This is a genomic window from Metallosphaera sedula DSM 5348, assembly GCF_000016605.1.
Taxonomy (GTDB): Archaea; Thermoproteota; Thermoprotei_A; order Sulfolobales; family Sulfolobaceae; genus Metallosphaera; species Metallosphaera sedula.
In genome coordinates this window covers 495,687-511,274 of the sequence record NC_009440.1, presented here as the reverse complement: position 1 = coordinate 511,274, position 15,588 = coordinate 495,687, and the positions used below count along the sequence as shown (strand labels likewise).

The 15,588-nt window shown below is 47.3% G+C and carries 16 protein-coding genes; 9 read left to right on the top strand and 7 right to left on the bottom strand.

Annotation, left to right across the window (positions count from 1 at the left end; all coding sequences use genetic code 11):
* Positions 1 to 70: 70 nt before the first annotated feature.
* Positions 71 to 553, top strand: a complete 483-nt coding sequence (locus MSED_RS02825; protein WP_012020518.1) for a SegC family DNA-binding protein — start codon at positions 71 to 73, stop codon at positions 551 to 553.
* Here MSED_RS02825 and MSED_RS02820 read toward each other — a convergent pair.
* Both MSED_RS02820 and MSED_RS02815 read right to left on the bottom strand, forming a co-directional pair.
* Positions 509 to 1,567: a (Fe-S)-binding protein gene (locus MSED_RS02820; protein ID WP_225938884.1), complete on the bottom strand. Its 1,059-nt coding sequence runs from the start codon at positions 1,565 to 1,567 to the stop codon at positions 509 to 511. The two genes, MSED_RS02825 and MSED_RS02820, sit on opposite strands and share 45 nt — an antisense overlap.
* Positions 1,519 to 2,901, bottom strand: coding sequence for an FAD-binding oxidoreductase (locus MSED_RS02815; protein WP_012020516.1), 1,383 nt, complete (start codon positions 2,899 to 2,901; stop codon positions 1,519 to 1,521). Before MSED_RS02815 ends, MSED_RS02820 begins: the two co-directional genes overlap by 49 nt.
* 35 nt (positions 2,902 to 2,936) lie before the next feature.
* Between MSED_RS02815 and MSED_RS02810 the strand changes: the two genes are divergently transcribed.
* Together MSED_RS02810 and MSED_RS02805 are read left to right on the top strand one after the other, a co-directional pair.
* Positions 2,937 to 3,947 carry an FAD-binding oxidoreductase gene (locus MSED_RS02810; RefSeq protein WP_012020515.1) on the top strand — a complete coding sequence of 337 codons (1,011 nt, stop codon included), beginning with the start codon at positions 2,937 to 2,939 and terminating at the stop codon, positions 3,945 to 3,947.
* Positions 3,948 to 4,043: 96 nt separating this feature from the next.
* Entirely contained in the window at positions 4,044 to 4,976 is a 933-nt protein-coding gene (locus tag MSED_RS02805; RefSeq protein ID WP_012020514.1) for an AbrB/MazE/SpoVT family DNA-binding domain-containing protein, read from the top strand.
* Here the strand turns inward: MSED_RS02805 and MSED_RS02800 are convergent.
* Positions 4,943 to 5,221: a hypothetical protein gene (locus MSED_RS02800; RefSeq protein WP_012020513.1), complete on the bottom strand. Its 279-nt coding sequence runs from the start codon at positions 5,219 to 5,221 to the stop codon at positions 4,943 to 4,945. The two genes, MSED_RS02805 and MSED_RS02800, sit on opposite strands and share 34 nt — an antisense overlap.
* A gap of 195 nt (positions 5,222 to 5,416) precedes the next feature.
* Between MSED_RS02800 and MSED_RS02795 the strand changes: the two genes are divergently transcribed.
* Entirely contained in the window at positions 5,417 to 6,271 is an 855-nt protein-coding gene (locus MSED_RS02795) for a sulfite exporter TauE/SafE family protein (protein WP_012020512.1), read from the top strand.
* On the top strand, positions 6,271 to 6,654 hold the full coding sequence (locus tag MSED_RS02790; protein WP_012020511.1) for a DUF1634 domain-containing protein: 384 nt from the start codon (positions 6,271 to 6,273) through the stop codon (positions 6,652 to 6,654). The genes MSED_RS02795 and MSED_RS02790 overlap by 1 nt, the downstream gene beginning before the upstream one ends.
* Here MSED_RS02790 and queC read toward each other — a convergent pair.
* A complete protein-coding gene (queC, locus tag MSED_RS02785) occupies positions 6,628 to 8,037 on the bottom strand; it encodes a 7-cyano-7-deazaguanine synthase QueC (protein ID WP_012020510.1) in 1,410 nt (469 codons plus the stop codon). The genes MSED_RS02790 and queC overlap by 27 nt on opposite strands.
* A gap of 106 nt (positions 8,038 to 8,143) precedes the next feature.
* A complete protein-coding gene (locus MSED_RS02780) occupies positions 8,144 to 10,366 on the bottom strand; it encodes a DEAD/DEAH box helicase (RefSeq protein WP_012020509.1) in 2,223 nt (740 codons plus the stop codon).
* Between the two features lie 34 nt (positions 10,367 to 10,400).
* Between MSED_RS02780 and MSED_RS02775 the strand changes: the two genes are divergently transcribed.
* A complete protein-coding gene (locus MSED_RS02775) occupies positions 10,401 to 10,607 on the top strand; it encodes a hypothetical protein (protein WP_012020508.1) in 207 nt (68 codons plus the stop codon).
* Positions 10,608 to 10,665: 58 nt separating this feature from the next.
* Positions 10,666 to 12,498 (top strand): 4Fe-4S dicluster domain-containing protein, encoded by a 1,833-nt coding sequence (locus tag MSED_RS02770; protein WP_012020507.1) that lies wholly within the window; start codon positions 10,666 to 10,668, stop codon positions 12,496 to 12,498.
* Here the strand turns inward: MSED_RS02770 and MSED_RS02765 are convergent, their stop codons facing one another.
* Positions 12,499 to 13,041 carry a MogA/MoaB family molybdenum cofactor biosynthesis protein gene (locus MSED_RS02765; protein ID WP_012020506.1) on the bottom strand — a complete coding sequence of 181 codons (543 nt, stop codon included), beginning with the start codon at positions 13,039 to 13,041 and terminating at the stop codon, positions 12,499 to 12,501. It abuts the gene before it with no gap.
* A 40-nt stretch (positions 13,042 to 13,081) separates the two neighbouring features.
* Between MSED_RS02765 and MSED_RS12135 the strand changes: the two genes are divergently transcribed.
* Entirely contained in the window at positions 13,082 to 13,735 is a 654-nt protein-coding gene (locus tag MSED_RS12135; RefSeq protein WP_012020505.1) for a hypothetical protein, read from the top strand.
* Here the strand turns inward: MSED_RS12135 and MSED_RS02760 are convergent.
* Entirely contained in the window at positions 13,629 to 14,444 is an 816-nt protein-coding gene (locus MSED_RS02760) for a hypothetical protein (RefSeq protein ID WP_012020504.1), read from the bottom strand. The two genes, MSED_RS12135 and MSED_RS02760, sit on opposite strands and share 107 nt — an antisense overlap.
* A gap of 33 nt (positions 14,445 to 14,477) precedes the next feature.
* On the opposite strand from MSED_RS02760, the gene MSED_RS02755 reads away from it, so the two are divergent.
* A complete protein-coding gene (locus MSED_RS02755) occupies positions 14,478 to 15,458 on the top strand; it encodes an NAD(P)-binding protein (protein WP_012020503.1) in 981 nt (326 codons plus the stop codon).
* The last annotated feature ends 130 nt before the right edge of the window (positions 15,459 to 15,588 follow it).

The window sequence follows — 15,588 nt, the reverse complement described above, 5'->3', positions numbered from 1 at the left end:
ATAGTTAAAATAATTAAAATAAGTTAAACTACCATAATGTATATATATCCCTTGTTTAAAGTGTATAAACATGCTTCAACTGGATCGGGAATTCGTGAAGGCCTATTTCGAGGCCCAATGGTTTTCCAGGCTCGTGATGGGAAGAGGACTGGATGCCGATGAAATAGCGGGAATGTATTTGGCAGAAAGGTTTCCTTACCCTGTGGCAGGTAAGAACATAGGGGCAGGTTTTCTTAGGCTAGGGCTTGAGGCCATCAAGTGGTTCCATCCCTCTGGTTCCATAGCTAGGCCAGAGGTTCAGCTTTACGTGATACCGAGACCCACAAGGAGACAGATATGCGTTAACTGCGACTGGGGAATCTCGGTAAGGATTTCGGAGAATGGTAAGGATCTAGAGGATTTAGCAGAGGTCAGGGATTGTCCACGAATATATGTGAAACCAAACTTGGGCGACGAAGTGATTCAGACAATTCAGGAAAGTGGCTTAGATCTAATGGAGGAGAGCAACCTAGCTAGGATTGAGGTTCTCAACTCCCTCCAACACATCAGCTAGATGCACGGGCTTAAATCCCTTAAACGCTAGTGCAAGGGAGCAGGCTGGATTTGTGGACAGAACGAGCTTCTGCCCTGATTTTTTCACCTTTTCAGCCTTAACCTCCATGACCTTGTCAGCTATTTCGGGGTGATGAATGAAGTATCCTCCTCCCGCTCCACATTCGAACGATGGTTCGTCCATCTCCACCACCCTTATTCCTAGTTTTTCCACGACCTTTCTTGTAACCTTGGTTATTCCAAGGAGATTGGCGTGGCAGGGATCGTGAACTGTGACGATGAGTTCCCTCCTCTCATCCCTTAGCTCCGATAGGGCAAACTCAGAGAAGTCCTCAATCTCGAGGCCCATTTCGCGCATATGGGCACTGCAGTTTGAGGATAGGGAAACCACTCTCTTTCCCTTGAACTTCTCATTGAGCTGTTGGATCAGGGCATTGCTTCTTGCCTTATCTCCCTCACTGTAATGTGACAGACCACAGCACCCGTTCACGATCTCAACCCTGTATCCTCGAGACTTAATGAAGTGAAGCGCGTTATCAACTGTTTTCCTAAACGCTACTGACATGAGACATCCAGGGAAAAGTATAACCTCTGGACTCTCCTCTCTGTACTCTAGAGGTTCATCCATGTTGGGTATGAGCTCGTGAATCCTCCTGACTAGGCGAGAATTCAATCCCTTACTTGACTTGAAGAGTCTATAAGCAAGGTAGGGTTTCTCCATGACTAGGTTTAGGGCCTTTTTCGCGGCATTCTCCTGCCTCACGTTATGTATCAACTTTCCATACTCTACACCACTGGGGCAGGCCAGTTCGCATCTCCTGCAGAACATGCAGGTCTCTATCCCCTCACTGGAGATTCCCAACCTCACTGAGGTTATCCTTCCACGTGGTGAGTGAATCTCTGACCTTGTAACCACGTAGGTGGGACAAGCTTCAAGGCAGAAACCACAATGCACGCATGCATCCTCTAGTCCCATTCCCACATCCACCTCGTAACCTCGTTCCTGGGCTTGCACCCTCCGAGGAGCTTACAGGGATTCAGGAGGTTATCCTGGTCAAATGTCCTCTTGATTCTCCTTTGAACCTGGAGTTCCTCCTCGGTGTAATACATGTCCATGTACTTCAATTTCTCAATCCCTATTCCATGTTCCCCCGAAGGCACCCCTCCCATTCTCAGAGCAAGTTTCATAATCTCTGCGCTAGTTTCTAGGGCTAACTTCAGGCTTTCAGCCTTATCCGGGTAGTAGGGAATGAGGGGATGAAGATTTCCGTCTCCAGCATGAAAGACGTTTGCAACTAGAACACCTTTTTTCCTCCCTATTTCCGCTACACCTGCGAGGACATCAGGTAAGGCCTCCCTGGGAACGTTACAGTCTAGGGTTAGGTATGCCGGGGCAACTACCCCCATTGCTGGGAATGCTCCCTTCCTAGCATTCCAGAGCTTTGTTCCACCGTCATCTGGATATATTCTCTCTCCGTTGTTATCCTTGATTACCTGGCTCACCAGGATCTCCTGCTCGTTAACTGCCTCTTCACTTCCATCTAGCTCTATGAGGAGGAGTGCCTCCACGTCTGGAGCGTTGGCCCTGTACCTACTCCTCTCAACTACCCTTATGGTATTCCTGTCCATCATCTCCAGCGCGGAGGGTATAACTCCTGCCTTAAATATTCCGACCACAGCTCTCCCTGCGTCTCTCACGCTGTCAAATGTGGCAAACATGCTCTTCCTGGTTGCTGGCTTTGGAAAGAGCCTGAGCCTAGCTCTCAAGATCCCCCCTAGAGTCCCCTCGGAGCCCACAAATATGGGTAGGGCTGACAGAAATGGACCATACTCTAGGTCCTCTACCTCCCCGTGAGGTAGGATCACCCTTACGCCCAATACGCTGTTAACCGTGGGGCCATACTTTACCACGTGAACACCTCCAGAGTCGTGGGATATGTTACCCCCTATTGAGGATACGGTATAACTGGATGGATCTGGAGCGTAAAACAGGTGTGGAGGCGCGTTCTTAGTCACCATTACGTTTGCTATCCCAGGGCCTACCTCAATCTCTAGGCCAGACTGGGAGTACACCCTGTTTAGCCTAGCCATTCCAACCACTACTTCCCCATCCAAGGGAACAGTGGCTCCGCTGAGACTGGTCCCTGTTCCTCTCATGACGAACTTCGCTCCCTTCTCAAGGAGTAATCTCACAACTCTGATTGCCTCCTCCTCGTTACCTGGTAATACCACCATCGAGGGGTCTCCTTCCACTGCGGTAAATCCGTCGTAGGAGTAAAGCTTAGCCTCCTGCCCAGTTATTACCCACTCGTCTCCCACGATGGAGGCCAACTCATCGTGTAGGTTCATCACCTTAAATAGTTCAGTATCCCTATTAAATCGTAATGTGGGTTGACGATCTAGAAAAGATCGCCCCTATCAAGATAATGGAAGACTCTAGAGTCTCTGTCATTGTTGAACCTGCGACCGCGGAGGAGTTCAGGGACGTAGTTAACCTGGTTAGGGGGAGAGGATTAAAGGCACATGTGGTTGGAACGCGACAAAGTCACGTGGGGGAAAAGGTGAGTGCTGACGTTTACCTCTCCACCCTCAGGTACGCTGGAGTGTTGGAGAGTTCCATAGGAGATCTTTACGCCACTGTAAGGTCTGGGACTCCATTTCGTGAATTACTAGAAGTCCTAAGGAGAGAGGGGCTCTGGATCCCCTTTGTGCATGAGGGAAGCGTGGGGGGATTCGCCTCCCTCAACTTACCGTTTCACTTCAGTCTATTTCACGGATATCCAAGAGATTGGCTTCTAGGGGCTAGGGTTCTAACGGGGTTAGGAGAAGTAATCAAGACAGGAAGCAAGACTCCGAAGTTCTCCTCTGGATACAAGATATGGAAGGCCATGTCCGGGGCTCTGGGTAGACTTGGGGTGTATTTGGACGTGATTGTGAGGGTGATCCCATTGCCAGAGGAGATTTTCCCTGCGGAGATAAAACCTGAGCAGATAAATGATGCAATTCTCCGCGGTGCCGTAGGTGTGACCGTGTACAAGAAGGAGAATGAACAGATGATAGCGTGGTTTTTGGGACACTCTAACTACGTGAGAAGGGTTACCAAGGACTACAGGCAAGCGGAGGTTCCAGAATGCTCGGGGGAGAGGGTTTACTCCATCATCTCCACAAGGGGCCTTGAGAGGGAGTCAGTGAAGGAGGTAAAGGCGGAGTGCATAGTTTCCTATTATGGTTCAGGATACTCTAGAGTCTACAACGGAGAGGACATGGGTAAACTTAGGGCGAGGGGTCTCAAGGTCCTAGGGGAGAAGGGATGTGAGGAGGAGTGCTTGCCTAAACCCACTCAATCGTTTCTTAGGCTAAAGTCAGCTCTTGATCCTGAAGGAATCTTTGTATAGGATGACGTTCTATATTACTGTATATTCATCTAAAGCCATATATACCCTTTTCATTTAATGCATAATCTTTTAAACAAATATTCATGTCTATAAATAATGAATGTAAGGAGATTGCAGAAAATCAAGGGAGGAAGCTACATCATCTCTCTTCCTAGTGATTGGGTAAGAAAGATGAAACTTGATGTTAAGAGCGGATTGAAGGTTTACGAGGTCTATGACGGTCTCAAGATAAGGCCTCCAGTGAAGCCTAACCTTGAGAAGGTCATTGAGTTGGGCGACCTTGAGACAACGAAGTACCTCATAGTCACCTATTACATGCAGGGACTTGACAGGATAGTGGTAAAATCAGGCTCGGTAATACCCCTTGAAGTGAAGAAGGAACTAAGGGAACTACAGTTACAGTGTTACGGACTCGAGGTCGAGTCAGAGTCATTCGATAGTATCACGTTCAGGGTAAACGTAAACCTGAATGGGAACCTCATAGAATCCATGAAGCAGTTCATCACTAAGATAGAAAACATTCTGAACGACGTAGAACTTCTTCTCGGTAATTTCACGAATGAGATGAGGGAGGATCTTCTAGCTAGGATTTCCATATTAAACAAGGACTACAGGCTTCTCATAAGGATGATTGCAGTCGGAGTGCAGAGGGACGACGAGATTAATTTCCAGTTATATCCTAAGGACGTGATATTGTTTGCAATAGCCATGAGAGACCTCGGAAGGTTCATCACCCATCTCATGTTCTTCCTGAGGGAAATTAAAAGGGAAGAACTAGAGAGTATGGCCAGTAACTTCAAGACGTTGAGGGAGATCTTCATTCTAGCAGTAAACATGTTTCTTACAGAGGATCTATCACCCATGGGAAAGATCAGGGAGGGATTCAGGAACTTGGAAAAAGGAGCGCCTAAAAACGAGGCAGGAAAGGAATTGGTGAGGATGGGCTCTTACTGCATAGCCATGATGGATAACGCCGTTAACAAGAGTGTAAGGCTTTACGACTTTTCCAGTTTTGCTACGAGTTCTTGAGTTATGTCCTCCCCAAGGCTATCCTTAACCTTCTCTAATCCATCCTCTCCTAGGAGAAGTATTGTTAAATTGAAACTATCTCCGTACTTGTAAACTTCGTCCAGTACCCTATCCACTATCTTGGACTTCTCCTTGCAACTCAATTTTCTGATTCCAACCAACGTGTATTGGTCCTCGAGCTTGAATGCCCTGGCCTCTCCCACTAATTCCTTGAGTTTAAGGAAACCTGCAGTTATTCCATCCATATTACAAATTGCGAGAGAAAGGTATTAAATATATCTTAGCGTTTGCTTAGTTTTGTGGCCTCTTCTTTCAGATTTTCATAACTATAATCTAGTAAGAAGATAAAAATTAACCCCCTTAGAGTTTAAATTGCAATGTTACCGTAAGAATAGGTGGTTGGTTTTAAAAATGGCGAATAGTGATGAATCACGATTATTATGAGTGTCATACTGACTTTTTTGTCAATCCTTCTTTTCAGCATCCTAGCGGGTTTTCTAGGGTCACTTACTGGGTTGGGTGGAGGGACGGTCCTGGTACCGATCCTAACTCTCTACCTGGGAATACCCATTATTTACGCAACTGGTTCTAGTCTGATCTCCACAATAGCCACGTCCAGCGGTTCCGCTTCGGCATATGTTAAGGAGAGGATCACTAGCGTTAGAATAGGGATCTCACTGGAGATCGCAACTACCGCGGGGTCAATTGTCGGTTCCTTGACTGTGGCTTACATTTACTCTTTACATCTTCAGTACCTAGTTTATATTGTATTTGGAATAGTTCTCCTTTTCTCCATATATCCCACGCTCAAGAAGATGAAGGGTGAGTTCCCAACTCCTAAACCACCGGATTGGACCACAAAGCTCCTAAACCTTTACGGGGAGTATTTCGACCCTGCAAATAACACTACCGTCAAGTACTGGGGAGTTAGGTGGTGGCTCGGCCTGATCGTGATGTTCTTCGCTGGGTTCATATCTGGATTACTGGGAATAGGTTCTGGTGCTCTCAAAGTAATAGGAATGGACTACGCCATGAATTTGCCCATGAAGGTCACAACTACTACGAGTAACTTCATGATAGGGGTTACAGCTGCTACTGGGAGTGGAATTTACTGGGCATTGGGTTACATTCAGCCCTTTCTAGCTGCCCCAACTGCCATAGGGGTTCTAATAGGCTCCCTGGTGGGGACTAGGGTTCTTGTCAGGCTGAAGAACAAGAGGATCAGGGCTGTGTTCCTGGTAATACTGGCGTTCCTTGGAATACAAATGATCCTTAGGGGGTTGGGGGTGTTCTGATGGAGATAGAGGACGTAATAAGTTACACGTTAATTGCGGGAGTGGTGATAAGTATAGCCTTCGTGGTGACGGGGGTGGCCCTCATCTTCATACAGGGAGGAGCACAGGGTCTAACCCTGGAACAGATTGGGAGTGTTCATTCCCTCGTTAACACCTCCACCACGACGCCTGAGAAGGTGATCCAGGGAATACCCAAGCTTGATGGCCTCTCCTTCATTTACATGGGTCTCATCATTCTCATAGCCACACCAGTGATAAGAGTTGCACTTCTCATAGGAGATTTTGCCAAGAACAAGGACGTTCTCTACACGATACTGTCGTTGATCGTACTTATCAACATTATGATAGCAATATTCCTAGTGCCTGCTCTGATCATCAAGTGACTCGTACTCTACAGGATCCTTAACTCCATTTATCTCGAATGCTACCCTTCTCATGTAACATGGACCGCACTTTCCGCAATGTTTCTCTCCTCCCTCGTAACAACTCCAGGTTAGATGAAGTGGTGCACCTATCTCCAGCCCTAACTTGACTATTTCGTGCTTCACCAGATTCCCCACGGGCATTAATACGTCGACCCGTTTCTCTGGACCTACGGCATATGGAGAAAGCCTCTGAAACATCCTCACGAACTCCATCTCGTTATCTGGGTAAGCTCCAGCCTCCTCAAGGTTTATCCCTGAAACTATGGCGTCGTAACCCTTGGCCTCAGCTATGGCCATGGCAACTGTGAAGAAGATCGCGTTTCTTGCTGGAACCCACTCGTGGGCGAACTCAGCCCCCTCTTCTCCTTTCCTGTCCTTGACTATCTCCCCTCCTCCCTTGAGTAGGGTGGCATTCCCGATCAAGGAAAATAGATCCGTGTTTATCTCCATTAGATCCGCGTTGAGGTATGAGGCTATCTTCCTGACTGCTTCCCTTTCCTTTTCCTCTGCCTTGTGATGGTAGTTGAAATGAAGGAGTGTGACCTGATAACCTTCCCTGATCATCTTGGTTGCAGCGACGGTAGAGTCTAGACCACCGCTGGCTATAACGAGGGCCCTCCTCCTAGGTTGTGCATAAAGGGACAGTGTCCTGAATTCCTTGTTCAGTGTTACCTCCACCACCGAGTATGGTTCTAGCTTCCTAACGTTAACGTGGTCGAAGGGCTTAACGTCAAAATAGTCATCAAGCGAGGTGAAGAACACAGCGTTCAAATCTACGTCATAGGCCATGTACAGGGGTTTAAAGTTCTGTCCCAGGAATATTCTGTCAGGCCTTTCCCTGTCAGCGATGACCAGAGCGTAGCTCCCCCTCAATTCCTTCAGGATGTCCCTAAGGGTTTCAAGTTTACCATCCCACTTCTTATCAAGGAGAGGAGGGAGGATGGCACTGTCAATCGTGGTGAGTCTCTTTATTTCATACTTTTTCTCAATCTCCTTGTCGTTTGCAATGATGCCGTTGTGGGACACGATGAATCTATCCCCAAGGAAAGGTTGGATATCCCTCTCCATCTTGAACCTAACGAACTCGGTAGTTGGCTCTGCCCTGTTATTTGCCACCAGAACCCTAGTTTTCTCGGTGATTATTCCATCCAGTTTCTCCTGGTTAAGTGAGGGTCTCCCAAGCGACTTGACAGACCTAACATGTCCGTCCTCCTCAACGGCAATAACTCCAAAACTGTCTCTACCCCTATCCTCAGCCCTGATCAGGATCGACTTTAACTTCTGATTAACTTCAGCGTATTTGCTGGGGTCCATGATAAGAACTCCTGTTACGCTACACACTGGTGATCTAACCCGAATGTGAGGCTCACGATTTAACTTTAACTAAATGGGCGTCACGATTAACGGTGCGGTTGTTCAGTTACCCCGTGGTGACGTGAACGGTGATCTACCTCACGCTCTCCCCATCTGGTGGGGTGTACTCGGTGTCTTCACCTTCCATCACTGTTTGAATCAATCTCATGGACTTCTTCTTGGAGAGAACTTTGTTGTTGTTTCCACAGTACGGGTCAAATATGCACTTAGGGCATCCGTCCTCGCAATCACAACCTCTCACTATATCTAGGGCAATGTCGTAGGCCGACTCCAGGCGCTGATATAGGAGACGTGAGACCCCATTACCCCCTATGGTTGAGTCGTAAATCACCACATGTCCTGAGGGATAGCTTATCCCAGATAGGTCAGTGATTGAACCACCCGCCACGACCCTCCCGGCTGCTATTAGAACGTGCTCAGTCGCGTGATATGCCTCCATTGATGAGAGGAGATCCCAATCCTCCAGGATAGGATGCTTTATCACAAGGCCCTTAGTATCGTAAGTGAACTCTATGGGGTCATCGTACTCCACCTCAGCCCTTGGTTTCTCCCTCTTTGAGTAGTAGTCAAAGATCACGTAGCCCACCACTGAAACCGTGACCTTAATCTCCCCGTATTTTACCGGCAATCCAAGTACCTTTCTGCTCTCAACTTCCCTGAACTCCTTCATGTCTACCTTGTAGAGGGGCTTGGTATAGTAGTCCTGTTCATCCTTAGTCCTCTCTACCTTTGCCTCTAGACTCTTCAAGTCTAGACTCTTCACTTGATAGCTTCTCTTAGAGACCAGGTAGGTCGCACCAGGGTACAGGTCAAATAGAGCTGCAGGGAGCTCCCTCTCGCCGATTTTCCTGTTCTCAACGATGTCCACCACAGGACCCGCACTTCTAAGGGAACTCGACCTGACGAAGGACGTGGTTCTTGGAGTAGCGTAATAAGTTCCCTTTCTCTCTGTTATAACCTTCTCCTTTGCCAGTTCGTCAAGGGCCTTCACCCATAGGGCTGGAAGTTCATCTCTCTTCACAGCGTATTTCTCGACAAGGTAAGCTGCAGCGTGGACCTTAAGGACCTCGAGGTTGGTGTTATCGAAGGTTATGGGAGTGAGTTTCCTATTGAAGAACTCATGAGGCCTCCTAAGGAAATAGGAATCAATGGGATTATCCCCCATCACTGTGAAGACTAGGCCTAGCTTGTTCCTTCTTCCCGCTCTTCCTGCCCTCTGCAAGTATTTGGGGTAACTGGGCGGATTCTCGCTCATTATCACAACGTCCAGGCTACCTATATCAATCCCCAGTTCCAGGGTAGGGGTAGCTACTACTCCCTGAAGTTCTCCCTTTCTCAGTTTCTCCTCAACTTCAACCCTCTCGTTAGCCAAGATACCAGCCCTATGAACCGCTAGGTTGGCCCCAAACCTCTCTGCCATCTTTGCCAGTCTCTCTGCCATCTGCTGGGAGTCCACGAAAATCAAGGTCTTCAACCCCTCCTTCACCATTAAGCCTGCTAGGTAAGCCGAAAGGGTCCATCTACTTACACCGTTGGACGCCACGAGGGCATGAATCGCCATCCCTCGCCTTCTCGGAACCCCTCTAATCACCTTCCCCTCAACGCCAAATAGCTCGTTAAGGAGCAGGGGTGTAGCTTCCACAGTTCCGCTGGCACCAATAACGTGGATCTCTCGATTAAGTTCCCTTATCCTATCTAAGATCCTACGTAGGTGAGAGCCTAAAACACCGTCATACACGTGCATTTCATCCACTACGTAATGGTCCGCTCCCCTGACGAGTGACCTAAATCTAGGGGAGAGCGAAAGCCCCAAATGGATCATATCAGGGTTTGTGATCAAGATCTCGGGCGGATTTTCATATATCTCCTCCCTCACCCTTTGGGGCGTATCCCCATCTAGGACCGCGATCCTAACGTCTAGGAGATCCTTGGTTAGCCACCTCATTCTGACCAGTTGATCTCTTGCCAGGGCCTTAGTAGGGTACACAAGGACGGATCTCTCCCCCTTGAGCGCCAGTTGTAGTAGGGGAACGAAGAAGGCCTCCGTCTTACCTGTCCCTGTGCCTGAGATGATGGCAAGATTTTCGCGGTTGAATATTGCCTCCATGGACTCCCATTGGTACTTGTAAAACCTCTCAATGCCGGCCTCCCTCAAACTATTTATAATCCTTGAATCAAGGGAGCTCTCCGCGACTACGGGCCCCATCTCAGGATCGAGCGCCGTCTCAGTGTAAATGTGAGCTATATCAGCACCAAATACCTTTAAAGATTCTGAGATTCTCTCGAGAAATTCCATGTACTTTATAAGTCAACAACCACAGCTAAAAAGCATGTCAGAAATAGTAACCAACGAAAGGGATCTGGCCTCACTGTTAGAGAGGGAAGGAGGAAAACCAAGGCTAACCATTGTGGTTGATAGTGGTCTTATCACAACCTGTATTCCGGTTATCAAGAAATATAACTACGCTCTAATTGATGCCGAGGATCTTCCCAACGGCTTTTTCAAGTTGACCTTGGAGCTCAGGAATGGACACTAACCAGCCTTTTCAATCTTTTAAGTAGATTATTTTAACTATCAGGTAACAAGTTGAATTCGTGCCAGGTGTTATTTACTCAGCGCTGTCTCGGACCAAGAGGGGTGCCCAACCCAAGAAGGTAATAAGGGTTACGGGAGTCCAGGATCTATTAAGCGGAGGAACGCCCAGATATGAGTACTTTAGAGGGGAACAGGGGGACATAATACTGGACCTAGTAGATCAGAGGGGAGTTGAGGATCTGGGAGACAGGGTGAGGGTGTTACCTGGAACCCCCTGGTCCGATCTCCTAAAGTATAACATTGAGGTCTTTGGGTTAGAGGAAGCATCGGTGGGTGGGTCAGTCCATTTTGAGGATGCAGGATTTGGCTTCAATGAATTTGGTCCCATAAGGAGAAGGGTTGAGGTTGAGGCAGTCATGAATGGCGAGGAATATCGTGGTCTATTCAGGGGCGGAATAATATCGGCAGTTATTATCAGAAAGGATCCGAGGCCTCTTTCATATATGAAATTAGAAAGGAGCTTTGACTTCGTGATCAACAGGGTGAAGTATTGGTTTAGCACAGGGATACCACCATTTCGTGATATTACCGTGATGAAGAAGGGGAATTCATCCATCCTTCAAGTTGCCTTTCCGTTAGCTAGACAAGAACTTTTAAGAGATAAACTGGAAGACATGTCTCCCAGCAGGCCCTACTCGTTCTCCATGGGTAATTATAGGTTCAGGTACTTTGGGAGCGTCAAGACGATGGACCTGGATTATTCCATTTTCCCCGACGTGGAGGAACTTATCCTATTCATCAGAAAGGATGTTACCAAGTTTGTGGCACTATCCAATAAACCACTTGACCTATCCTCCTTGACCCTTGATCCATTCTCTGACGAGAATTCCCAGGACCTTTTCTCAGGTTGCATACTTTGCGGGAAGTGTGTTAGTGTTTGCCCCCACGTTGCTCAGAGAGGGGATAAGGATTACTCTCCCCTAGGCTTTTTCGTGTCTGGGATGAGTAAGGAGTACGCTAACTGTCACCTTTGTGGTAGATGCGACGATGTCTGTCCAGTCTCGTTAGACATAGTGCCGAAATTGAGAGAAAAGGCCACATTTAGAAACGTATCCCTTGATTTATCGCTCTCGTTACCAAGCAGGAAGTCTATAGTCATAACGCCAATCTCAAGGGATTTAATGGAAAGTGCAATCAAGGTAATAGGTTTCTTCTATGGACAAGGGATTAAGCTTGGGTTGCTCACGCTTAATATTTCACTAGATGAGCTAATAAGAGGCAAGGAATTAAAACTTCCAGAGGGGGTTGAGGAGCTCTACGTATTAACCCCTGAAGAGCGCCTATACCTTCTTTCATCCAAGCCCAAGAGCGTGACAGACGTCAACTTCCTCTTCGATGTTTTACCCAACGAGATTAAATCCAGAATCCTCGGAAAAAAGGTTCACAAAACGTGCATGTATAAGGGGAATGTGAACGGAGATGAAAGATGTAGCTTTGCCTTCCTTGAAATGTTGAATGGAGAGCCCTCCATCAAGTCTCCTGTCTCCTCTCAGGTAACCCTGTGTCCATTAGCCTCTAAGAAGCTTGGTATACCAAGTTATGTTGATGAGCTTGGAGACGTGAAAGAGGAGGATGTCGACAAACTCGTGGAGGAAATCTCTGGCCTTCTTGATAAGAACAAGGCGATTCTTGAGGACCTAACATGGTACGAAGGTTTAGATGACAACATGAGGGTGGATTTCGTCAAGGGTCTTTTGAGGAACTTTGTTACAGGGAAGGATCCGGCAACAGCCATTAAGATTTACGTTAAGCTAGTACAAGAGAATGCTTTGAACGATGATGAGATAAAATCTATTCTAATGGAGGAAATAAAGAAAACCTTCAGTGATTAATCACTGGCTAGATCTGGCCAGGAACGTTAGGTGAGGTGCCTCTGGGAGAATTAGCTTTTCCATGCCTAGTTTCACCGCATCTGGGGAACCTGGAAGCATATATATTATTTTCCCGCGGAGGATCCCAGCGCTAGCCTTCGTTAGGTAAGATGCTGGACCCACCTTTGGATCCGAGAGGCTCAAGGCTCTGAACACGTCTCCAAAACCCTCAACTTCCCTGTCTAAAATTCCCCTGACACTTTCAACTGTCACGTCAGACGGGGTATATCCAGTGCCCCCAGTGGAGACTATCACGTCTACTCCCTCGGTCAGAACGGCATCTATTACTGCCTTCAATATCCTCACCTTGTCGTCTGGTACTAGCGCGTAACCTTTCAACTCATGTCCGTGGGAGATGATAAGTTCCTTGATTTTATCTCCAGACTCGTCTACAACTGGTTCCTTTCTAGACATTTTCTGATACCTGGAGGTACTTACGGTGATTACATAGAAGCCGAGTTTCTTTGGAGCCATTTCCCTATGGCTCTCGTGTGCATGGGTCATTGGAATCAAGTTAAATACCCATCAACTCCATAAAAGGATTATGAACAAGATAGCCGTAATATTGCTTGGAATCGTACACTCGGTATCAGGACTATTGGCGTTGTTAAGCATTCCATTTTCCTTACTCGGTGGCTTCACGCTTGGCAAGATCTCGTCGCTGGCGGGCCTATTCTTGGCCATCTATTTCATATCAGGTATTGTAATGGTACATGAAACATATGTAACAGTGATGGAGGCAAACTCTATTTACTCCTCCACTTTGGAGAAGTTTAGGACTTACGTGGAGTCGCACCCTGTGAACTCCCCTGTCTACCTGTATGGATACCAGAATCTGAGGATTCTGACCCCTCCACGGGATAACCAATTGAAGATGTTCCTAGTATTGTTGGTGTTTTCGGTCATTAATCAAGTACCCTTTCTGAACATCATCCCCCTCACCTATTATTTAGGAGGGGAATATAGCAGGATAAGGAACCTCATGTTGCTTCAAAGTCAACTGGGTCTGGGAGGCAAATATGTTCCAGACCAAGTGGGTATGGAAATACTCACAATCATTACCAATGGTTTCACCTTCGGATTCATGGTGTCTAGGTTGCACTCCCTTTCCCAAACTCTAGTATTTTCACCTCCTTCGCAAGGTCAAGGTCCAGGTCTAGGAAACCCCTTCTATGGAGGAGGAACCCCCTCACCCTGAGAACTGTACCCTCTGGTATTTCAGTGAACCTGGTTCTAAAGCTAGTCAGAACTATTCCCTCTGAAGCCAGGTATTTCGCAGGAAGGGAAAACGGCTTTAAGGCCTTCTCTACCCTGAGCACATTATCAAATCTCTCGGTGTGTGTCACTTCACCAAAATCCTCACATTCCACTATTTTGAAGGTGTAAGGTCGCCCCTTGAATTTCCCTTCCAGTACCCTATGTAGCTTTAGGTTGACGAAGTCCTGAGGGTTAAGTCCCTCTACCTCCGTGGGATTGAGTTCATCCAAGGATGTTGTAACCCTCCTCCTTCTAAGCTCAGCTAGAACTTGGTAGTTCTCCAGATTGGTGCTCAACAGGTCAAAGTCTTTCCCCTCCCCTAAGTAGAGGTAACTACCAGTGACTCCAGTATTCCGAAAGAAAGCCAAGAACTCCCGCAATAACTTGTCATCCACCCTCTTAGTAAAGGGGTTCAGGACCTTGCTCTCCCTTAATGGCACTAGAGGGACCTCGAATCCTATTTCGCTTACGTGTCGTAGGTAACTTGGAAAGTAAGTCCTCACTATTTCCATTCCCTCCCTCAATGTTTTCACTTTCCTTCCTTGAAAGTACCTGGGCGTTGCAACAGCGTAACCGTCGGGATGGTAGCATCCCTTAACCGACCAGATAACATCCCTGTGCTCAAGCATGAAGCCCTCAAAGACTTCCATAATCTTATATCTTCCAAGGGTTTCAAAAACTCGTTGAAGATCGTAATAGTTGGAAGAGGTATTCTGGGAAGCTCACTCTATCACCTATTGAGGAGAAAAGGTCACGAGGTCAAGGTGATAGAGTCAGGAGAAAGGAGAGTCTTCCCTAGTCTGATACATTCCCTACTTCTTAAGGACAGGGACATTGAGCTTGCGAGGATGAGCCTGGATTTCTACAGAGAGTTTTCAGTCCCGATGAAGGAGTTCATCTCAATAACCCTTGGTAAGGTCGACAGTGAAATCCTGAATTCCTGGGAAAGAGCAGGCGTAGAGATAAGGGAGGAACACGTGAGCTGGCTCAAAGCTAATGGTATAGTTGCGAGGGGCGGAGATAGGCTTGTTTACATCTCAAGGCTAATATCCTCAGTTCCGTTTGTGAGGGGAAAGGCTAAGATTGACCTACTTAAGGAGAAAGTCTATTTGGATGGGAAGGAGATTCATGCCGATAAGTATCTAGTAGTTGCGGGACCGTGGAACCCATGTCTCCTTGGGGTGAAGACGAAGAGCTATTACTGTTGGGCGACCCTTGTGGCCAGCGGGGTCAAGGAATTGGGAAACCACTTCATATATGACTATGAGAAAGGGTTTTACTCTAGACCTCTCCTGGGTCTTGGAACAGGAATAGCCATTGTGGGGGACGGAAGGGCCATAGAGTCTCCCCCTGGGAGAAGGATTCCTGTGGACGAGAATGAAGTCTTGGACAGGGCAAGGGAGAGACTAGGATCTCTTCATCCCCTTTACACGGCCGGAGAGTTCTGTGAGGGGACGCCAGACATGAGACCAGCTTACGGTCCCATGACGGACAAAATTCTTTACGCAGGCGGTTTAGATGGGTACGGTGCTGAGGTAGGGCCTGGACTGGCCAAGCTTGTCGTCGAATTTATTGAGACTGGGGAGAAGATTAAGGAGTATTTTCTAGATAGGTTCACTGGGGTCACGGATTTCACCGTAGGGAGGGAGCCCCACGAGATATAACAAGGTAGGTCCCTACAACTCTGTTTTCTTTCGTCAAGTTATCTTTTCATGAATGAGTACTTAGCACTAACACCTGATAATCTCCTGTCCATAAATTTCTAGCTAAAGCTTGACTAAAACGATTCAATAA

Bases quoted from the DNA above. Each gene is read 5' to 3' on its own strand.
- MSED_RS02760 (WP_012020504.1), bottom strand. From the start codon at position 14,444: ATGGAAGTCTTTGAGGGCTTCATGCTTGAGCACAGGGATGTTATCTGG.
- MSED_RS02800 (WP_012020513.1), bottom strand. From the start codon at position 5,221: ATGGATGGAATAACTGCAGGTTTCCTTAAACTCAAGGAATTAGTGGGA.
- MSED_RS02775 (WP_012020508.1), top strand. From the start codon at position 10,401: ATGTCAGAAATAGTAACCAACGAAAGGGATCTGGCCTCACTGTTAGAG.
- MSED_RS02765 (WP_012020506.1), bottom strand. From the start codon at position 13,041: ATGACCCATGCACACGAGAGCCATAGGGAAATGGCTCCAAAGAAACTC.
- MSED_RS02795 (WP_012020512.1), top strand. From the start codon at position 5,417: ATGAGTGTCATACTGACTTTTTTGTCAATCCTTCTTTTCAGCATCCTA.
- MSED_RS02790 (WP_012020511.1), top strand. From the start codon at position 6,271: ATGGAGATAGAGGACGTAATAAGTTACACGTTAATTGCGGGAGTGGTG.
- MSED_RS02780 (WP_012020509.1), bottom strand. From the start codon at position 10,366: ATGGAATTTCTCGAGAGAATCTCAGAATCTTTAAAGGTATTTGGTGCT.
- MSED_RS02810 (WP_012020515.1), top strand. From the start codon at position 2,937: ATGTGGGTTGACGATCTAGAAAAGATCGCCCCTATCAAGATAATGGAA.
- MSED_RS02825 (WP_012020518.1), top strand. From the start codon at position 71: ATGCTTCAACTGGATCGGGAATTCGTGAAGGCCTATTTCGAGGCCCAA.
- MSED_RS12135 (WP_012020505.1), top strand. From the start codon at position 13,082: ATGAACAAGATAGCCGTAATATTGCTTGGAATCGTACACTCGGTATCA.
- MSED_RS02805 (WP_012020514.1), top strand. From the start codon at position 4,044: ATGAATGTAAGGAGATTGCAGAAAATCAAGGGAGGAAGCTACATCATC.
- MSED_RS02815 (WP_012020516.1), bottom strand. From the start codon at position 2,901: ATGAACCTACACGATGAGTTGGCCTCCATCGTGGGAGACGAGTGGGTA.